We start from the raw sequence: 17,988 nt of genomic DNA on the forward strand, positions 1-17,988 counted from the left end.
CGCCGTTAACCAAACCGGATCATTCGTGACGTCGGGTCAATTAGGCTGACCTTCCAGCCGGTTACGAAAGCCTCAGCGCCCCCGCGTCCAGCCGGAACCCTGGCGTTTCAGCCGCACGGCCAGCGCAACCGCGGCGTAGGTCGCAAAACCGGCAGGATCGGAAAGCGCAAGCCCCAAAATGGTCGCACGCGACGGGCGCGCCTCGGTCGTGCCGCCGGCCAGCGCGGGATAAAGCCGGGCGATCTCGTCCACGCCCGCGTTCTGGCGGCGGCGGACGACGACCAGACGGCCCAGCCCTTCGACGGCGGGCCACAGATAGGGCGCGTCGACAAGGATCCGCTCGTCGGGCGAAAAATGCAGCCGGACGAACGTGTCGTCCGAAATGATGCCCGGAAACCCGCCCCAGCGCGCCCGCCCCGCCGCATTGACCGCGAACAGGCCCGCGCCCGGCACGCCCTGCGCCACGAACGGCAGCCGCGACCAGAACCGCGCATAGGCGCGCGTCGCGGCGGTGCGGGCGGGCGCCACGACCAGCCGGCCGCTGGCATAGGCGGCCTGCGGTCGGTCCAGCGCCGCCGCAAGCCCGGCCAGCAGCCCCGGCCCCAGCGTGATGTCGGCGTCCAGATAGACCCGCCCTTCGTGCGTGGCGCAGGCGTCGCCGTGGTTCAGGGCGCCGGGCTTGCCGCCCTGTGCCAGATCCTCGACCCGCAGCGCCCAGCCGCGGGCGGCGAAAGCCGGGCCGCTTTGCCGCGCCCGGGCGGCGGTGTCGTCGCGGCATCCGTTGGCGACGACCACCACCTGCACCGCGCCCGCGTGATCCTGCGCCAGCAGGCTGTCGAGGCACGGGCCGATCCAGTCGACCTCGTCATGGGCGGGGATGATGATGCTCAGCGGGATCATTTGTATTCGATCAGCCGGTCGCGGCGGCGGCCCGCCAGCCGGCGCAGGTGATATTCCATGATGCCAAGCGTCTCGGCGCTTTTGCCCAGGACGGTCAGCCCCGCGCGGCCAAGGCGACGCGGGCGGCCGCTGGTGTCGCGCCGCGCCAGCCGCAGCCACTGCGCGGGCCATGCCAGCGCCAGAGCCCAGCCGACGGGGTGAACCACGCCAGCCGCCACCACGGCGGCGGGCAGTCCCGCGCCCCAGACCAGCGCGCGGCGCGTCTCGGCCTGCCAGAACGCCCCGGCGTCCGTGCGGTGGCGCCACGACACCTCGGCAAAGGCATGGCCGCCGCGGCGCATCCGCCGCCACCACTGGCCAAAGCGGTCCATCGCGGCGTCGTGGCGCGTCATGGGCGCGTCCAGGCGCGCGATGCGCCAGCCGGCGCGGCGCAGGCGCAGGCACAGCTCGGGCTCCTCTCCGGCGATCAGGGTCGGGTCAAAGCCGCCGACCTGCGCCAGCGCGTCGATCCGGGCCAGCATGTCGCCCCCGACGGCCAGCGCCGGGCCGACCGGCGTGTCCCATTCCACGTCGCAGGCAAGGTTATAGATCGAGCGGCCGGGCGCGATCTCGGCCCGGCGTCCGGCGGCGCAGGCCAGCCCCGGGTCGGCGGCCAGCGCCTGCACGCCGGTGGCCAGCCACCCCGCCTCGACGATGCAATCGCCGTCCACGAACTGCACCAGATCGGACGCGCCCATCGCCCGCGCCCGCGCCAGCCCGGCGTTGCGTGCGCGCGCGGCGGAAAAGGGCAGCGTCATGTCCAGCGTCACGACATCCGCGCCCACCGCCTGCGCGCGCGCCACGCTGTCGTCGGTGGAACCGGAATCGACATAGACCAGCGGATCGGCCCGCCCCGAAAGCGAGGCGAGGCAGGCCGACAGGCGCGCCCCTTCGTTGCGGCCGATGACCACCGCGGCGGGCAGGCAGAGGGGGCGGGGGGCGGGCATCGCTGCGTCCTGTGCAAACTTGGCGCAACGCTATCACGCAGGCCGGGGCCGGCAAGCCTTGGCGCGCGGCGCGGCATGGGCCGCGCGCCAGGGCTTGCCTAGACCACCGCCCAGTTGCCTGACAGCGCCGCCGCCGAGGCTGTCACCAGATTGGCCGCGGCATGCGCCCAGACGGCATCGGCCAGCCGCATGCGGCGCAGAAAGACCAGCCCGAACGCCAGACCGGCCACAAAGGCGACCGGGTGCGCGTGCAACAGCGCAAACAGCGCCGCGCCCACGACCAGCATCGCCAGCCGCCCCCACCTGCCCCCGCCCAGCGTTCCGATCAGAAAGCCGCGGAACGCCGCCTCTTCGACCAGCGGCACCAGCAGGATCGCACCCGCCAGCCGCGACAGCACCCAAAGGCCGTGCATCGCCGGCGACAGCGCATCCAGCCCGGCCGTCAGCGCCGGGTCCGCGGGCGCCGTCGCGGTGATCAGCCACAGCGCGCCGACCAGCAGACCCGCGCCCAGCGGCACCGCGCCCGGCCGCCAGTCCATGCCGCGCCAATAGGGCGCGAACAGCGCCAGCGCGGCCGCGATGGCCAGCGCCCGCGCCGGATAGGCCAGCGCCGGAACCGTGACCAGCGTCGCGGCGGCAAGCCCGGTCAGCAGCATGACGATCAGCGGCACCAGCATCGCCGCCGCCGGATCGCGGCGCACCGGCGGCAAGGGCGCGGCGGTCGGTCCGGTGACCGGCCGGGCAAACACCAGATGGCCAACCCCGATCAACGCAAAGCTGAGCAGCGTGAACGTCAGCCAGCCGGCGTGGCTGTGGAACCCGTCCACCGCCAGCTGGGGCGAGATGCGCGCCCCGATCCAGACCAGCACGGCGATCCGCAGCACGTTCAGCACAAAGCTGGCGGCGATGCCGATGGGGATCAGCACCAGCGCCTGCGGCAGCCTCAGGCGGTCGCGGAACAGCGTCAGATAGACGGTCAGCATCAGGGTGATCAGGGCAAAGCCCTGAAGGCCCGAACAGGGGCCGCCGACCTCGACATAGAACTCGTCAAAGCCCAGGATCAGCGTTCCGGTTTCGACATACAGCGCGCCGGGCACCATCGCCAACAGCCGCGCCACCAGGTCAAAGGTCAGCCGCGTCAGCGCCGGCCAATCCCAGGCGTGTTCCGCCAGCGCGGTCAGCTCGGGCGAGATCAGGGCCAGCAGCAGCGCCCCGGCCATGACCGGGCCGGCGTCGCGCAGCGCGGCCAGCCAGTCCCGCGCGCTGCCTGTGGCGGCCAGCACCGCCACCGCCATCAGGCCGAACCCGACCGCCCACATCAGGGCGAACAGTGGCAGCATCGGCTCGAACGCCGAGGTCGGGGCCAGCGCCGGCAGCAGCGCGATGGCAAAGCCCGCCAGCGCCATCCCGGCGGACCGCCGGGGGATCAGCGCGCCGTCGAGATCATCGCCCGGGCGCCGCCACAGAAAACCGAACGACCGGCGCCGCGCCGGAATGGCCAGCGCCAGAACCGCCAGCAGCGCCAGCGCGCGGCCCATGCCGTCGCGCACCACGTCGCACACCTTCTGCTGCCCAAAGCTGGTGCAGTCGATGTCGCGGAGGAACTGATAAACGATGGCGACAAACACCAGCTGCGCCACCAGCAGCGCGGTCATCGCTGCCAGCCGGTGCAAATTGGTCCACCCGGCGGACAAGGCCGCCGGGTGGGTCGCAGAGAGATCGGAGGTCAGGACCGGACCGACCGGCGACGGCGGTCCCACAGCAGCAGGCCCAGCGCGACCACGGCCATCGCCGCGCCGACGCCGTTGTAAAGGTCGATCTCGGGGACGCGATGGACCGGCGGGCGGGGCGGCCACGGCCACCACGACTGGGCCATTGCGGGGGTCGACAGGGCCGCGACGGCGGCCACGGAGGTTGCGACAAGACGATGCATCGGGGAATCACCTCGGGGTAAAGAAACGCAGTGTTCCGATTCTAGGGTCGGCAAGAAACCGCACAACTGTCTGTTTGGACAGGTTCGTCACAGCAATCCGGCAACATGGCCCGGGCGGACAAAGGCTGCGGCGATGGCCAGACCGGCCGCCGCCGCCAGGATGTCGTGCAGCGGATCCCATGCCCCGTGCCGCCGCGCCAGCCACACCGTCGCCGGATAGGCCAGCACCGCCGCCAGCGCCTGTCCGGCCAGCCCGCCGGCCAGCCCCCATTCGCGCACGCCCAGCCAGAACAGCGTCAGGAACAGCACGGCGCGGATGACGGTCAGCGCAAAGAACCGGCGCGAATCGCCCGCGGCCAGCGCCGACTGGTCATAGGTGATCAGGATCAGCTGCGGGATCGTGGCGCAGGCGATCAGGCGCACCAGCCCGCCGGCGGCGGCATAGCGGTCGTCGTACAGCACCTCGACCAGCCACGGGCCCAGTGCCGCCATGACCGCCAGCGCCCCAAGGAACCCGGCGGTCAGCGCCATGCGGATGCGGCGGACGCGCAGGAAATTGTCGCGGCTGGCACCGGGGGGGATTCGCGATAGATCGGGATCATCACGCGCCAGATCACCGTCATCCCCATCTGCAGCGCGAAGCTGGCCAGAAAGAACGCGATGTTATAGATCCCCAGCCCGGTCAGGCTGAGGTATTTGCCCAGGATCGCCTTGTCGCCCTGCGCCAGGCCAAAGCCCACGATGGTGCTGGGAAAGATCCACTTGCCAAAGCCGATCATCTCGCGCGCGGCCGACGGATCCCAGTGAAAGCGGTTGCGGTTGCCCGGCAGCATCAGGTCTGCGGCCACGATCTTGATGACCGCGCCCAGCACCAGCGCGATGACCAGCGCCCAGGCCGACTGCATCACCGCGGCCAGCGCCACCGTCACCAGCGTCGTGACAAGCTGGCACAGCATCTCGATCCGGGTCAGGCGGCCCAGCTGCAGGTGCCGGTTCGCCTCCTCGATCTTGGTGGTCTGCAGCCCCCAGATGACCGAGGTGAAGCCCGCCACAGGCAGATACAGCGCCAGTTCCGGCACCTGATAGAACTGGGCCGCGGGCCAGGCCAGCGCGCAACAGGCCAGCCACAGCGCCACGCCGCGGATCGCCTGCAGGGTGAAGGCGGTGTTCAGGAAATCGGGGTCGTCGCCGCGCCTGCTTTGCAGCACCGCGGGCGTGATCCCCACGTCGGAAAAGTTGTTCAGCCCCTGGATCATCACCATGATCAGCGCCATGACGCCGAACACCTCGGGGAAGAGCAGGCGGGTCAGCACAAGGTTCGACGCCAGCCGGATGCCCTGCCCCCCGAAGACGCCGACGATCGTCCACGCCGACCCGCGGGCCGCGCGGTGCAGCAGGCTTTGGCCCTGGCTCAGCCGGGTCAGTGCGGCGCGCATGGATCAGTCGGCGCCCGTGGACATGGCGGCCCAGATGCGGTCGGCGATGGATTCGTAACCCTGCGCGACCACCGGATCGATGCCGTCGGGCACGGCGAACCCGGCGGGCGGACGTTCGCCATAGATCGCCGCATAGGTCACCATCGCCGCCAGCAGATAGGTCGTGGCGGTCCCGTGGGGCGAGATGTCGGAATACAGCGCCTCGACCGGCAGCGCCGCCAGGTCGGGCTGCGTCAGCAGGTCGGCCATCACCCGGCTGACCGGGATCAGCCGGATGTCGCGGTCGGGCCGCTGGCGTTGCAGCGCCGCCACGAGATCACGGTTCCAGTCGTGGTAATCGCCCTTGGCAAAGCCGTGATAGCGCGCCATCTCGCGCGGGCGCGGCGGAAAGCGGCGCACCAGCGGCGTCATGTCCGGCCACCCCTCATAGATCCAGAACGGCGTGGCGGGGCTGGCCGCGGCCACCCAGTCCGTGACCGCAAGCACCGCATCGACGGGCGATTCGCCGGACGGGTTGTCGCCCTGATAGGGACGCTCGGGCGACTGATAGTGGACGAAGTTCTCGGTATTCAGGATCACCAGGTCATAGCTGGCGGCGTCCAGCCGGCCCTCGCCCGAACTGACGCGCGCCGCCTCGGCAAAGCCCCAGTTGTTCACCGGCGGCAGGTCGGCCGAGAACTGGCGCGGAAAGCCCCAGACGCCGTCCACCGCAAAGGACTTGCCCGCATGGCGCGCCATCAGCGCCAGCCAGTGCGGAACGGCGGTCGTGTCGCTGTCGGTCAGGTGATGGATCAGGCTGTTGCCGAAAAACAGCACCCGCGCCTGGTCGCGCACCGGCCACGGGTCGGCTGCGGCGGGTGCGGCCGCCGCCATCAGCATCATCGCCGCGATCACGCGGCGCAGTCGCGGCAGTCGCATCTGACCCCCATCGCAGGCTGTCCATCCATGTCGGCCCCCGATAGCACGGCCGGGCCCGGTCCTGCCATCACAACCGTCGCGGCGGCGCCGGGAAACGCATCAAAAGCAAATCTTTGATCCGCTGCGCCGCGCCGCGCGGGGGCAGACGCTGCTCGTCCCGGACGAAGACCGCGTTGTGCAGCGCCGGGTCGTTGTCCATCGCCAGCCTTGCGCCCCAGACCGCCGCCACCGCCGGGTCCAGCGCGCCGGGCACGCCGATGCGGGTGTTCATCACCCCCGGCAGCCATTCGCTGACGACGATGCCGGGCAGGCGGTGCCGCGTCTCGGCGGCGATGGCGCGGGTCAGGGCGCGCACCCCCGCCTTGCTGACGCTATAGCCGAGGCTGCCGGTCAGCGGCTCGTCGCCGGCAAAGCTGCTGACGTTGACGATCCGGCCGGTGCCGCGCGCCGCCATTCCCGGCAGGACCGCGCTGGTCGTGGTGACATAGCCGTCAAGGTTGATCGCGATCTCGTCGATCACGTCCTCGGCCGGGGCGGACAGGAAATCATGCCGCGGATAGACGGCGGCGTTGTTGATCAGGATGGCGACGGGACCGATGCGCTGTTCCACGTCCGCCACGATGTCGCGCATCCGCTGCGCGTCGCGGACATCGCCTGCAAGGTCGTGGAACCGCCCGTCGGCGCACAGCGCGCCCGTCGCGGCCAGCGCGTCGGCCCGCCGCGCGATGCCGGCGACGATCACGCCGCGGTCGGTCAGCTCGACCGCCAGCGCCCGGCCCAGCCCGGCGCTGGCGCCCGTCACGATCGCGACGCGACCATCGGCGATCCTGTGAGCCGCAGGCGGGGTCCGGCTTGTCACGCTGCGCGCGGCGGGCGGCCCGGTCTGCGGCTTCCTCTCTCGAATCTCCTCCACGCTTCCACCTCGTTGCTAGCGTTCTGCTTGCTGCCCCAGCCTGCGGACGATCACATCGGCGACGCGCAGGGCGTTCGCGGCAATGGTCAGGCTGGGGTTCACCCCCGTCGAAGTCGGCATGAACGACGAATCTGCCACGAAAAGGTTATCCACGCCATGCGCCTTGCAGTCGCGGTCCAGCACGCCCCGGCGGGGATCGTCCGAAAACCGCAGCGTGCCGCAGGGGTGCGCCAGATTCAGTTCCGGCTGCAGCGACAGGAACAGTGACCGGATGCCCCGCAGGCCCTTGCGGATGCAACGCCGGAACAGGGCGCGGCGTTCGCGCAGTTCGTCCGAAATCCGATAAACAAAGGTGAACGCGTCGGGGTGGGCCGGATCATAGGTCAGGCGGTTCTCGTCTAGCGGCAGGTCTTCCAGGATGCCGACAAAGATCCGCGCCTCGCCCAGCAGGCGCGCGGCGATCAGCGCGGGGATGCGCGTGAACTCGCGCCCCGGCCGGAAATGCCGCAGGACCGAGCCGTCATAGCGCCCGTTCAGCAGATGGACGATGTTGCCATAGTTGGCCGGCAGGCCCAGCGACTGGAACAGCCCCAGCCTGCGGCCGTCATGGGAATAAAAGTCCCGCAGGCACAGCGTCTTGGCCGGGCCGGTGCGGTCCAGCCCGCGCGGCGGCCACAGCGCCACCCGCTCGCCCAGATGGAACATCAGCCCGCGCCCGACCAGCCCGCTGTCGTTCGCGCAGCCCTGCGGCCACTGTTCCGACGCCGAGGCCAGCAGCAGATGCGGCGACCCCAGCGCCCCTGCGGCCAGCACAAAGGCGCGGGCGCGCAGGGTCACGGGTTCGCCCTCGCATTCCGCTTGCACATGGGTCACGCGGTCGGGGCCGCCGCAGATGCGGCGCACGACGGTGTCGCCCAGAAACACCGCCCGGCCGGTGGCCAGAGCCGGTTCCACCCCGGCCGACCGCCCGTCCTGCTTGCAGTCGCGCGGGCATTTGTGGCCGATGCATTCCATGCAGCCCGGCCCGCCCCGGATGGCAAGATGGGTGCGATAGGGGTGCAGCCCGCCCGCCTGCATCCGTGCCACCAGCCCGGTTTCGGCCGGCGACAGCGGCGGCGGCTGGCGCAGGGGCGCGACGGGGTCGGGGCGCAGCGGGTCTGGCGTGCCCGACAGCGCCATCAGGGTCTGCGCGCGATCGAACCAGGGGCGGAACTCGTCATGGCCCACGGGCCAGCCGCCGGTCGGATGCGGCATCGCGGGGGTCGATTCCAGGTCGTGCCGCTCGGGCCGCTCGAGCGAGGCGGCGTAAAAGACCGAGGTGCCCCCCGGCCCCGTCCCCTGCATCGCGTAGTCGGTGACGGGCTTGCCGTCGAAACTGCCGCGCAGCCGCGTGGGCCAGCAACCATAGGCGGTGCGGGCGAACGGATCGCCCTCGGGGCAGTCCAGCCCGTTGACCGCCTGACGCGGACCCTCGCGGCCGCGATCCACGAACAGCACCGACAACCCCGCCTCGGCCAGCGCGCGGCCGCACAGGCCGCCGCCCAGCCCGGCGCCGATCACGACGACGTCCCAGATCCGGTCTTCCGCGGCGGTGTTCATTCAGGAATATCCTTTTGCACCCACAGCGGCGCGAAAATATCGGCAAGGCCGCGCGCGCCGGTGTTGGTCAAGTGGTTGTTGTCGAAATAGACGGGCGAGGGTTGTTCCGGGTCGGGGCTGGTGCCCAGCGCAAGGCATTGTTGCGCATCGCACAGCCCGGACCACGGGTCCAGGATCGCGACCCGCCCCGCGGCCTCGGCCGCGCGGAACGGGGCGAAGCCGGCGGCGTCGCGCGCCTCGGCCTCGGGCCTTTGCACCGACAGCGCGTCGGGCGCCACGGGGGCACCGCGCGCCATCGCGCGCGCAACCTCGGCCGAGCGATAGCGGGGCAGTTCCGGCACCTGCCGCAGGACGAACACCCGCCGCCCCGGCGCGGCCAGCGCATCCAGCGTCCCGGCGACGGCGGCGGGATAGGGCGCGTCGCCCGCCTGCCCGTCCATCTGCTTGTCCGCCTGCGCCGCCGCCTGTTCGTCCGCCCGCGCCCTCTCCTGCGCCGCCGCCTGTTCGTCCGCCTGCGCCCTCTCCTGCTCCGCCGCCTGCCCGCCCGCCTGCGCCTCTGCCCGCCCGTCCGCTTGCGCCCCTGCCTGCGCACCGGCCGGCCCTTCTGCCTGCGCCGCCGCCTGCCCGTCCGCTTGCGCGCCCGTTTGCCCTTCAGCCCGCGCCAGCGCGCCCGGCCGTGCCGCCGCCTGCCCGTCCGCTTGCGTCCCTGCCTGCCCTTCCGACTGCGCCGACAGCACGATGCGGTTATGCGCGTCCACCCCGCTGCCGGCGCCGGTGGCGTAATAGCTCCACCGCCCGACCAGCAGGATCGTGGGGATGTCGGTCGCCGCGATCCCCTCGGCGATCTGGCGGTTGTCGGCGGAACAGGCGGCATCCTCGGCGCGGGTGGCGGCCGTCTCGCGCTTGTCGACGCCGAACAGCGGCGGGCAGCCCGCGTGCCAGATCAGCAGGGTGGGAACCCCGGCGTGGTGGGCGGCGTCGTCCAGCCCCTCCTTGATGGCGCGCAGGTGCGAATCGCCCCAGGCCAGCACCTGCGGCGGGCCGTCCGGTCCCAGGGCGCAGACCTCGACCCCCGCCCAGGGGCCATCGGCCTGCGTGGTGCAGCGCGACCAGTCCTGGATGAAATCCTGCGCCGCGGCGGCATGGACCAGCACCTGCGGGGACCAGCGGCCGGGCAGACCCGCGCGCAGATAGGGCCACGCCCCCAGCGCGACCAGTCCCGCCATGCTGGCGGCCACGCCCGCGACCAGCGCCCGGCGCGGCAGCAGGCCGGGGTCGCGCGCCGGGCGTTCGACGAACCGCCACGACAGCCACCCCAGCGCAAAGGACAGGGCGATCAGCCCGGCGCGGGTCGGCGCCGACAGATCCGGCCCCAGCACGAACAGCGCAAGGCTGCGGACCGGCCAGTGCCACAGATACAGCGAATACGAGATCAGCCCGACCATCACCATCGGCCGCGTCGCCAGCAGGCGGTTGACCGGATTGTCGTCGCGCCCGTTCAGGATCAGCAGCACTGTCCCCGCGACCGGCACCATCGCCACCCAGCCCGGAAAGCCCGCGCCGGGGCGGATCAGCACGACCGCCGCAACGACCAGCGCCAGCCCCGCCGCCGACACCGGCCAGCCCAGCCGCGCCGGGCGCGCGTGCTGGTCGCGCACCGCCAGCAGGACGCCGGCCAACAGCTCCCACGCGCGGAAGGGGAACAGATAGAACGCCGCGACGTGATGGCTGCGGGTGGCGATGACCGACCCGGCCAGCGATGCCACGGCAAAGCCCGCCAGCACCGCCAGCGCAATGCGCGGCCGGCGCGCCAGCGCCAGCAGCAGCAGCGGCAGGACGACGTAGAACTGCTCTTCCAGCGACAGCGACCACATGTGCAGCAGCGGCTTTTCCTCGGCCGAGGCGTCGAAATAGCCCGCCTGCCGGAACTGGTGGATGTTCGCGGCGAACACCGTCGCCGCGATCAGCGACTTGCCCAGTTCGCGGAAATCATGGGGCAGCAGCACGGCATAGCCGACCGCCCACACCGCCAGCGCCATCACCGACCAGGCGGGGGCAAGACGGCGAAAGCGGCGCAGCCAGAACCGGCCCAGCGAGATGCGGCCGCTGTCCGCGGCCTCGCGCCACAGGATCGCACCGATCAGATAGCCCGAGATGACGAAGAACACGTCCACGCCGACGAACCCGCCGCCCAGCCCCGGCACGCCGAAGTGATACAGCACCACGGCCAGCACCGCGACGGCGCGCAGCCCGTCGATCTCGGGGCGATAGGTCAGCGATGCCGGATTCACGCGGACGCTCTGCCCAGGGGGGCCGCCGCCGGGGCGGGCATCATGACAGGATCACCCGCATCGGCGCGGGCCGCGCGTGCGGGGTGGCGGCCGCGGCGGCGGGTCCGCCCTCGGCCTGCCGCCGCGCGGCCCAGCCGGCCAGCACCCCGGCCGAGATCCAGGTCAGCGAGGTCAGGGTCGAGTTGGGGATCAGGTCGACCATGTTCGCCGCCACGATCAGCGCCAGCCCCGCCGCCGCCGCGTCCGACGACGAGGCCGTCGCCCGCGCCGCCCGTGCCGCGCGCACCACCGACCCCGTCAGCAGCAGGAATGTCGCGGCAAAGCTGATCAGCCCCCCGGCCGACATCTGCACGATCCAGCGCCCGTCCGTGACCGTGGTGACGCGGCCGCTGAAGGGATCGACCTCGTGGTTGCGGTTCCACCCGCCCCAGCCGGTCAGCGGTTTTTCGGCGGCGCGGGCCAGCAGCACGTCCTCGTTCATCAGGCGGAACTCCAGCGATCCGCCGCGGTCGGTGTCCAGCCCCATGACAAAGTCGCTGACCGCCCGGACCGGGATCGCATCCAGCCAGCGCAGCAGCGGATAGAACAGCACCGCCACCGCCAGCACCACGGCCACCCGGAACTGGACGCGGGGCGGCGCCAGCAGGATCAGCGGCACCAGAAGGAACGCATAAAGGATCGAGGCAAGGCTTTTGCACAGCACCAGCAGGATCAGCAGCCCGACGAGAATCCACAGGCGGCGCCCGCGCAGGGCGTCGGCCGCGCGGTCGCGCAGCCGCGTCGCCGCCGCCAGCACCGCCGAGGACGCAAAGATCGCGACCCACAGCCCGTGCGACAGGAACACCATCGGCCTGAACCCGCCATAGCGCATCATCTGGCCGAAATCATGGGCAAAGAACCCATAGACCCAGACGTTGATCTGCGGGCTCAGCCGGATTTCCAGCAGCATCAGCGGCGCATAGGCCAGCGCCCCCAGCACCAGCGCCCGCAGCCAGGCCCGCAACGCCCGCGGCGACGACAGCACCAGATAGCCAAGGATGAACGGGATCATCTCGATCGCCGCCGCGATGGAGCCGGTGAACCCGTCATAGGGGCCCATCGCGCGGCGATAGCTGACGCCCTCGACCAGCGGCTCGGTGTTGGCCATCGCGGTCAGCGCGGGCGACAGGATCGCCATCGCCAGCATCGCCTTGACCCAGGCGGGCATGGCCGGGGCGGGACCGGCGTCGCCCGTGCCCACGGTCAGCACCCCCGCCAGCGCCGCCAGCGCCGCGACCGAGTTCTTGTCCAGCAGCGGCACCATCGGCAGGTCGATCCCGACCAGCGGCGGCAGCGCCAGATACCCGCCGAGGATCGTCCAGATGACCGCATTGGCGCGGTCCAGCCGCGAAAACAGCAGCGCCGCCACCGCCGGCCACAATGTCAGGACGATCAAGCCCAGCGGCGAATGCACCCGTGCCCCCTTTTTCCGAAGCCTGCAGCATAGGGGCCGCAGGCCCGGCGGCAAGCCTGTCCGAAAAGACAGGCCGGGCGAAAATGCCCAGCATTTGTTCGACATAAACGCCCCAAGCGGGGCCGCATTCACGCAATCGTCGTTGAGACGGCGGCAAAGACGCGTAATATTCCAGACGAAACAGACCGGGGACATCGTGGACGGCACCGTAAAGAACCATCGCGCGGCAGATCCGCAACCGGGGCGTCCTGCGCCGGCCGCCGCCGCGCAGGCTGTCCCGTCCCATCCGGCAGCGGATAGGACCGACGTGGCCGGGGGTGACGCGGGCCGCGGCGGGACGGACCGGCGCGGGACCGAACAGGACGGGGCGGATCAGCGCCCGACCGCGCGCGCCCTGCCCTCCGGCACGCCGCGGACGCTGGCGCCCGCACGCGCCGCCGCGCCGCCCGATTCCGCCGGGGCGCCGGGCGCCGCGGCCCTGCACGCGACGGGGGCGCATGGACCCGACGGCGACGCGTGGGCCACGCTGTCCCCGCTGCCTTGGCCCCACGCCGCGGACCTGCGGCGGCGGCTGGCCGGCGGCCCGCAGGCGCACCGCGGCCTTGCCTCGACCCACCCCTATGACGTGCTGCGGACGCGGGCGCTGTATGCGCTTGCGGACGCGGGCTGGACGCGGCTTGGCGTCGCGCAGTCCAGCCCCGGCCCGGCCTCGGCCGCGACCGCGCTGAACCTGGCGCTGGCCGCCGCGCGGCGGCCGGACCAGCGGGTCGCGCTGGTGGACCTGGACCTGGAACGCCGGCCCGTGCTTGGCCTGCTGGGCCAGACCGTGGCCGCGCCGGATGGCGCGACCCGCAGCAGCCGGTCGCGGCTGCAGGCGAACCTCGCGATCCTCAGCTTTGCCTCGGCGCCCGGACGCGGGTCCGAGACGCTGCTGGCGCCGCAGTTCCACCGCCATGTCACCGACCTGCTGGCCGGGCTGGCGCCCGATCTGGTGGTCGTCCACGTCCCGCCCATCCTGGCCGGCGACGCCGGGATCGCCGCGATCGAGATGGTGGACACCGTGCTGGTCGCCGTCGACGGCACCCAGGACACCGCGGCGACCGTGCGCGGCGCCGAACGGCTGGTCGCCGCGCGGCGGCCGGTGCTGGGCCTGTTTCTCTACGATGCCGAGGGCTGAATGGGACCGATCGTCGGACTGCGCGAACTGATTTCCATGCTGGTGCGCCGCGCGCCCCTGATCGCGGTCGTGCTGGCGGTGGGCATCGTCGCCACGCTGACCCACGCGACCTCGCTGCCGCGCACCTATCAGGCGATCACGGCGATCCAGCTGCAGCCGTCCGCCATGCAGGCGGCGGGGCTGGGCACCCAGACCGCCGACGCGCCGGCGCGGCTGCGGCTGATCGAACAGCGCGTGATGACGCGGCGCAACGTGATGGAGATGATCGCCCGCCATCACCTGTTCGAGGATACGCCCCAGATGACCGACGCCGACCGGCTGTGGCGGTTCCGGCAGGACATGCGCATCGACCTGATCCCGTCGGCGGGCGGCGTGCCGGGCCCGGACGGCGGCGTCTCGGCGCTGATGGTGACGGCCAACGCCGGTTCCGCGCCCGTCGCCGCGGCGCTGGCCAACGACATCGCCGACCAGATCGTGGCGGGCAACCGCGACGTGATCGTGCGCCGTCTGGGCGACCTGGTGTCGGCCCTCAACGACGAGGATCAGCGCCTGCTGGCGCAGGTCAACGCCGTGCAGGACGACGTGGACGCCGTGCGCCGCAGCGAGATGGACGCCCTGCCCGAGAACCAGGAACTGCTGCAGACCGAACTGACCACCCTGCAGGGCCAGCGCGTGGCCACCACCCGCAGCATCCAGGCGCTGGAGCGTGAGCGCCTGACGATCGAGGTCAGCGACGGCGGCCCCGAAGGCGGCACGACCACGGTGTCGCTGTCCGAACAGATCGGGCGGCTGCGCGTGGATCTGGCGCAGGCCCGCCGACGGCTGGGCGACAACCACCCCGAGGTGCAGCGCCTGCAGGACAGCATCGCCGAACTGCAGCGGGGCGGGGCCAGCAACCTGTCGCCCGGCCTTCAGCGGCAGGTCGCGCTGATCGACGAACAGCTGACCACGATGGAGGATGAGCGCACGGCGCTGGATGCCCGGCTGGCCGACATCGACCGCGCCATCGCCCGCATGCCCGACGTGGCGCAGCGGCTGGACGTGCTGAACCGGCAGCTGCGCGGGCTGGAAACCCAGCGCGACGCCGTGGCCGCGCGGCTGGCCGCGGCCCGGCTGGACCAGGGCCTCATCTCGGACGAACACGGCGAGCGCATGGTGATCCTGGAACGCGCCGCCGTGCCCGAGCGGCCGCAGTCGTCCAACCGCCGCCGGGTGGCGGTGCTGGGCGTCGCCGCGACCGGCGGCGCGGCGCTGCTGCTGGCGCTGCTGCTGGAGTTCTCGCGCCCGATCCTGCGCACCCCGCGCCAGCTGGAAAAGGCCCTGGGCACCGGCGCCATCGCCGTGTCCCGCCGCCTGCCCACCCCGGCGGAACGGGCCGCGGGGCTGGCGCGGCTTGCCCTGACCGTCGCCGTCCTTGCCGCGGGCGCGTGGTATTCGTGGCGTCTGGTCGTCCCGCCCGTGGCATGATCGTCCCGCGCGCGATCCCGGACTTTGCGGCCCGGCCTGCCGCGCGGGGACGCGGGGGGATCGCGATCCGGCTCGCGCTGGCGCTGGCAGTGGCCCTGCCATCTGCGGCCCGCGCCCAGGCGGCGCGGCATGAGGGCTGGACCGAGGCGCCGATGCGCATCCAGGGCCGGGTCGCCGCGCGGGACGGCAAGCTGCTGCACCAGTGGCCCGCCATCCGGGCCGAGGCAGAGTTCGCCGGCCCCGCCGCCGCGCTGGCCCTGACCGACAGCCCGGCGCGCTATCGCGTGACCATCGACGGCGGCGGCCCGGCCCCTCGCGTGGTCACGCTGGACCGCCCCGCCACCGGCACCCTTGACCTCGACGCCCCCGGCCCCGGCCCCCACCGCCTCCTGATCGAGACGCTGGGCGAGACGCCCGGCGAACCCGGCGTCCTGCCGCGCCTGCTGGTGCCCGACGCGGCCGCCGTCCGCCCGCCACCGCCACCGCCGCCGCGCCGGATCGAGGTCATCGGCGATTCCGACAGCACCGGCCACGGCATCCTGCACGACGGCCGCGACTGCGATGCCGCCACGACCGAGGCGTCGAGCGACAGCACCGCCGCCTGGCCCGCGCAACTGGCGCGCACGCTGGGGGCCGACCTGCGGCTGCACGCCGCGACCGGCGTGGGCCTGATCCGCAACTATGGCGGCGCGGCGCCCGACCGCACCATGCCCGCGATCTATCCGCGCACGCTGTGGGCGGACACGGTCGCGCCGCCGGACCCCGCCGACGCGTGGCGGCCGCAGCTGATCGTGGTGGCGATCGGGTCCAACGACTTCGCCTCGCCCCTGCAACCGGACGAGCGGTGGGACGGCCCCCGCGCCATCGCCCGCGACTTTGCCCCGGCGCTGGCGGATTTCCTGGCCGGTCTGCGCGACCGCGCGCCGGATGCCGCGATCCTGCTGGCGGTCTGGCCGGAATACGGGCGCCCCTATATGCGCGCCCACCGCGCCGCGCTGGACCTGCGGGAAGACGCGGGCGACGACGCCGTGGCGCTGGTCAGCCTGCCGCGCATGGACAAGACCGCCTGCGGCTGGCACCCGTCCGCGGCCGACCACGCCGCCATCTCGGCCACGATTGCCGCCTATCTGGCCGCGGCGCCGCCGCCCTTTCCCTGATGCGGCGCGGACCGGACCGTCGCAGGCTTTGCACCGGGCTTAGCATTCGACAAAAGCGTCCGCCGCCACCATACTGGCCCCGACAGGCAGGAGGACGCTGCGTGATTTCATTCCGTCCCGGGTTGAACGCATTGCGGTCCAGGCTGGGCCGGCCGGTCCCCGACATCGCCGCGATGGCCGAGATCACCGCCGTCGAACCCGGCGGCGATCTGGCCGTGCCCCCGGTCCTGTGCCTGCCCGGCATGCTGGACCGGATGCGCGGGACCGAGTTCGCCTCCGCCGCCGAGGTCACGCAGCATTTCACCGGCGGGTTCGATTCGCCCCAGCCGCCGACGCTGGCAATGCGGCTGACCGACGTCGATCTGGTCGGCGGCGTGCTGTATGCCGGGGCCGCGGCGCGGCACCTGCAGGCGCAGCGCGGCCACCCGGCATGGCACCGCGCGCCGCCCGACGCCGGGCGGGCGACGCTGTTCGAAAGCTGGATCGGCAACACCTATTTCGGCAACTGGCTGGCCGAGGATTGCGTGACCTGGCTTTTGGCCGAACGCGTGGCCGACAGCCCCATCGTCACCACCCGGCCCCCGCCCGTGGGGCATATGTCCGATTACCAGTCGCGGCTGGGCATGGACCCCGCCCACCTGACCACCGGCCGGTTCGACGAAATGGTCCTGTTCGACGACCACGGCGCCAACCCCGGCCAGCAGGCCCGCGCCGCCGAACAGCGCCGCCGGCTGATCGCGGGGTTCGACGCGACCCCGCATCCGGGCGTGTTCGTCCTGCGCGGCACGACCGGCATGCAGCGCATCCTGGCCGACGAACAGGCGCTGGCCGACCGGTTGGCCCGCGAACGCGGCGTCACCATCCTGGACCCCCGGCGCGACGATGCGGCGACGATCATCGCCGCCTGCGCGGGCGCCCGGATCGCCATCGGCAACGAAGGCAGCCAGCTGGCCCACGCCCTGGTCGCGATGGCGCCCGGCACCGGGCTGCTGACGATCCACCCGCCCGACCGGGTGAACGGCGGGCTGAAGCTGATGACGGACCGGCGGTTGCAGGATTACGGCATCCTGATCGGCACCGGCTCGGCCCGGCATTTCGCGGTGGACGGCGACGAGCTGATGGCGACCTTCGATCTGATGGCCGAGGCAGCATGAACGACACAGGCCCGATCCACGACACAGCCCCCCTGCGGCCCGGCGCCGCGCCGCCCTATCGCCCGCTGCCCGACCTGTCCGACCTGCGCGCGGCGATCCGTGGCGACTGGGTCGTGCATGGCCGCCGCCTGTCAGAGCCCGCGTTCCTGGCGATGGCGACGTTCCGTTACGGCCAGTGGGCGATCTCGCGCCGGGGGCGCTGGTCGCGCGCCATCGCGGGTAAGACCTATGGGCTGTTGAACTTTTTCGTGGCCCCCTGGACGCGAGTGTTCCTGCCGCCGCAGACCCGCATCGGGCGCGACCTGCACATCGTCCATTGCGAAGGCTCGATCTCGATCCACCCGGACGCGGTGATCGGGGACCGGCTGGGGATCATGCACAACACCACCATCGGCACCAACATGGGACCGGGCGCGCCGGTGATCGGGGACGACGTGTTCATCGGCGTGAACTCGTGCGTGCTGGGGGCCGTCCGCATCGGGGACCGGGTCCGCATCGGGGCGAACACCGCCGTCACGACCGACGTGCCCGACGACTGCATCGCGGTCGGATCGCCCGCGCGCATCATGCCGCGGCTTGGCCCGCTGAGCCGGGGGTCGTGACG

At 72.4% G+C, this 17,988-nt stretch carries 16 protein-coding genes; 5 read left to right on the forward strand and 11 right to left on the reverse strand.

What is annotated here, in order from left to right; all coding sequences use genetic code 11:
• Window positions 1-72: 72 nt before the first annotated feature.
• The 11 genes from EPA64_RS10395 to EPA64_RS10440 all read right to left on the reverse strand — a co-directional run bounded on the left by EPA64_RS10395 (window position 73) and on the right by EPA64_RS10440 (window position 12,429).
• Entirely contained in the window at window positions 73-900 is an 828-nt protein-coding gene (locus tag EPA64_RS10395) for a glycosyltransferase family 2 protein (protein ID WP_134726289.1), read from the reverse strand.
• Window positions 897-1,886 carry a glycosyltransferase family 2 protein gene (locus EPA64_RS10400; protein WP_134726290.1) on the reverse strand — a complete coding sequence of 330 codons (990 nt, stop codon included), beginning with the start codon at window positions 1,884-1,886 and terminating at the stop codon, window positions 897-899. Before EPA64_RS10400 ends, EPA64_RS10395 begins: the two co-directional genes overlap by 4 nt.
• 98 nt (window positions 1,887-1,984) lie before the next feature.
• A complete protein-coding gene (xrtE, locus tag EPA64_RS10405) occupies window positions 1,985-3,541 on the reverse strand; it encodes an exosortase E/protease, VPEID-CTERM system (RefSeq protein ID WP_134726291.1) in 1,557 nt (518 codons plus the stop codon).
• A 71-nt stretch (window positions 3,542-3,612) separates the two neighbouring features.
• Window positions 3,613-3,819, reverse strand: a complete 207-nt coding sequence (locus tag EPA64_RS10410; protein WP_134726292.1) for a hypothetical protein — start codon at window positions 3,817-3,819, stop codon at window positions 3,613-3,615.
• An 87-nt stretch (window positions 3,820-3,906) separates the two neighbouring features.
• Window positions 3,907-4,350, reverse strand: coding sequence for an MATE family efflux transporter (locus EPA64_RS16735; RefSeq protein ID WP_246026711.1), 444 nt, complete (start codon window positions 4,348-4,350; stop codon window positions 3,907-3,909).
• Complete coding sequence (locus tag EPA64_RS10415) at window positions 4,341-5,255, reverse strand: oligosaccharide flippase family protein (protein WP_246026712.1); 915 nt, start codon at window positions 5,253-5,255, stop codon at window positions 4,341-4,343. Before EPA64_RS10415 ends, EPA64_RS16735 begins: the two co-directional genes overlap by 10 nt.
• Before the next feature lie 3 nt (window positions 5,256-5,258).
• Window positions 5,259-6,173 carry a T9SS C-terminal target domain-containing protein gene (locus EPA64_RS10420; protein WP_134726293.1) on the reverse strand — a complete coding sequence of 305 codons (915 nt, stop codon included), beginning with the start codon at window positions 6,171-6,173 and terminating at the stop codon, window positions 5,259-5,261.
• Between the two features lie 67 nt (window positions 6,174-6,240).
• On the reverse strand, window positions 6,241-6,975 hold the full coding sequence (locus EPA64_RS10425; RefSeq protein ID WP_246026713.1) for an SDR family NAD(P)-dependent oxidoreductase: 735 nt from the start codon (window positions 6,973-6,975) through the stop codon (window positions 6,241-6,243).
• 126 nt (window positions 6,976-7,101) lie between these two features.
• Window positions 7,102-8,685 (reverse strand): GMC oxidoreductase, encoded by a 1,584-nt coding sequence (locus tag EPA64_RS10430; RefSeq protein WP_134726294.1) that lies wholly within the window; start codon window positions 8,683-8,685, stop codon window positions 7,102-7,104.
• Window positions 8,682-10,976 carry an acyltransferase family protein gene (locus tag EPA64_RS10435; RefSeq protein ID WP_220443743.1) on the reverse strand — a complete coding sequence of 765 codons (2,295 nt, stop codon included), beginning with the start codon at window positions 10,974-10,976 and terminating at the stop codon, window positions 8,682-8,684. Before EPA64_RS10435 ends, EPA64_RS10430 begins: the two co-directional genes overlap by 4 nt.
• A gap of 40 nt (window positions 10,977-11,016) precedes the next feature.
• Complete coding sequence (locus EPA64_RS10440) at window positions 11,017-12,429, reverse strand: hypothetical protein (protein WP_134726295.1); 1,413 nt, start codon at window positions 12,427-12,429, stop codon at window positions 11,017-11,019.
• A gap of 307 nt (window positions 12,430-12,736) precedes the next feature.
• Between EPA64_RS10440 and EPA64_RS10445 the strand changes: the two genes are divergently transcribed.
• The 5 genes from EPA64_RS10445 to EPA64_RS10465 all read left to right on the forward strand — a co-directional run bounded on the left by EPA64_RS10445 (window position 12,737) and on the right by EPA64_RS10465 (window position 17,986).
• Window positions 12,737-13,606, forward strand: a complete 870-nt coding sequence (locus tag EPA64_RS10445; protein ID WP_134726296.1) for a P-loop NTPase family protein — start codon at window positions 12,737-12,739, stop codon at window positions 13,604-13,606.
• The gene (locus EPA64_RS10450; RefSeq protein ID WP_134726297.1) at window positions 13,607-15,073 is read left to right on the forward strand and encodes a GumC domain-containing protein; all 1,467 of its coding nucleotides are present in this window, start codon (window positions 13,607-13,609) and stop codon (window positions 15,071-15,073) included.
• Window positions 15,070-16,230 carry a GDSL-type esterase/lipase family protein gene (locus EPA64_RS10455; protein ID WP_134726298.1) on the forward strand — a complete coding sequence of 387 codons (1,161 nt, stop codon included), beginning with the start codon at window positions 15,070-15,072 and terminating at the stop codon, window positions 16,228-16,230. The genes EPA64_RS10450 and EPA64_RS10455 overlap by 4 nt, the downstream gene beginning before the upstream one ends.
• A 101-nt stretch (window positions 16,231-16,331) precedes the next feature.
• Window positions 16,332-17,384 carry a glycosyltransferase 61 family protein gene (locus EPA64_RS10460; RefSeq protein ID WP_167626646.1) on the forward strand — a complete coding sequence of 351 codons (1,053 nt, stop codon included), beginning with the start codon at window positions 16,332-16,334 and terminating at the stop codon, window positions 17,382-17,384.
• A complete protein-coding gene (locus tag EPA64_RS10465) occupies window positions 17,381-17,986 on the forward strand; it encodes a serine acetyltransferase (RefSeq protein WP_134726300.1) in 606 nt (201 codons plus the stop codon). The genes EPA64_RS10460 and EPA64_RS10465 overlap by 4 nt, the downstream gene beginning before the upstream one ends.
• Window positions 17,987-17,988: the final 2 nt, after the last annotated feature.

Origin of the sequence: Paracoccus luteus (assembly GCF_004522155.1) — a bacterium.
Classification (GTDB): domain Bacteria; phylum Pseudomonadota; class Alphaproteobacteria; order Rhodobacterales; family Rhodobacteraceae; genus Paracoccus; species Paracoccus luteus.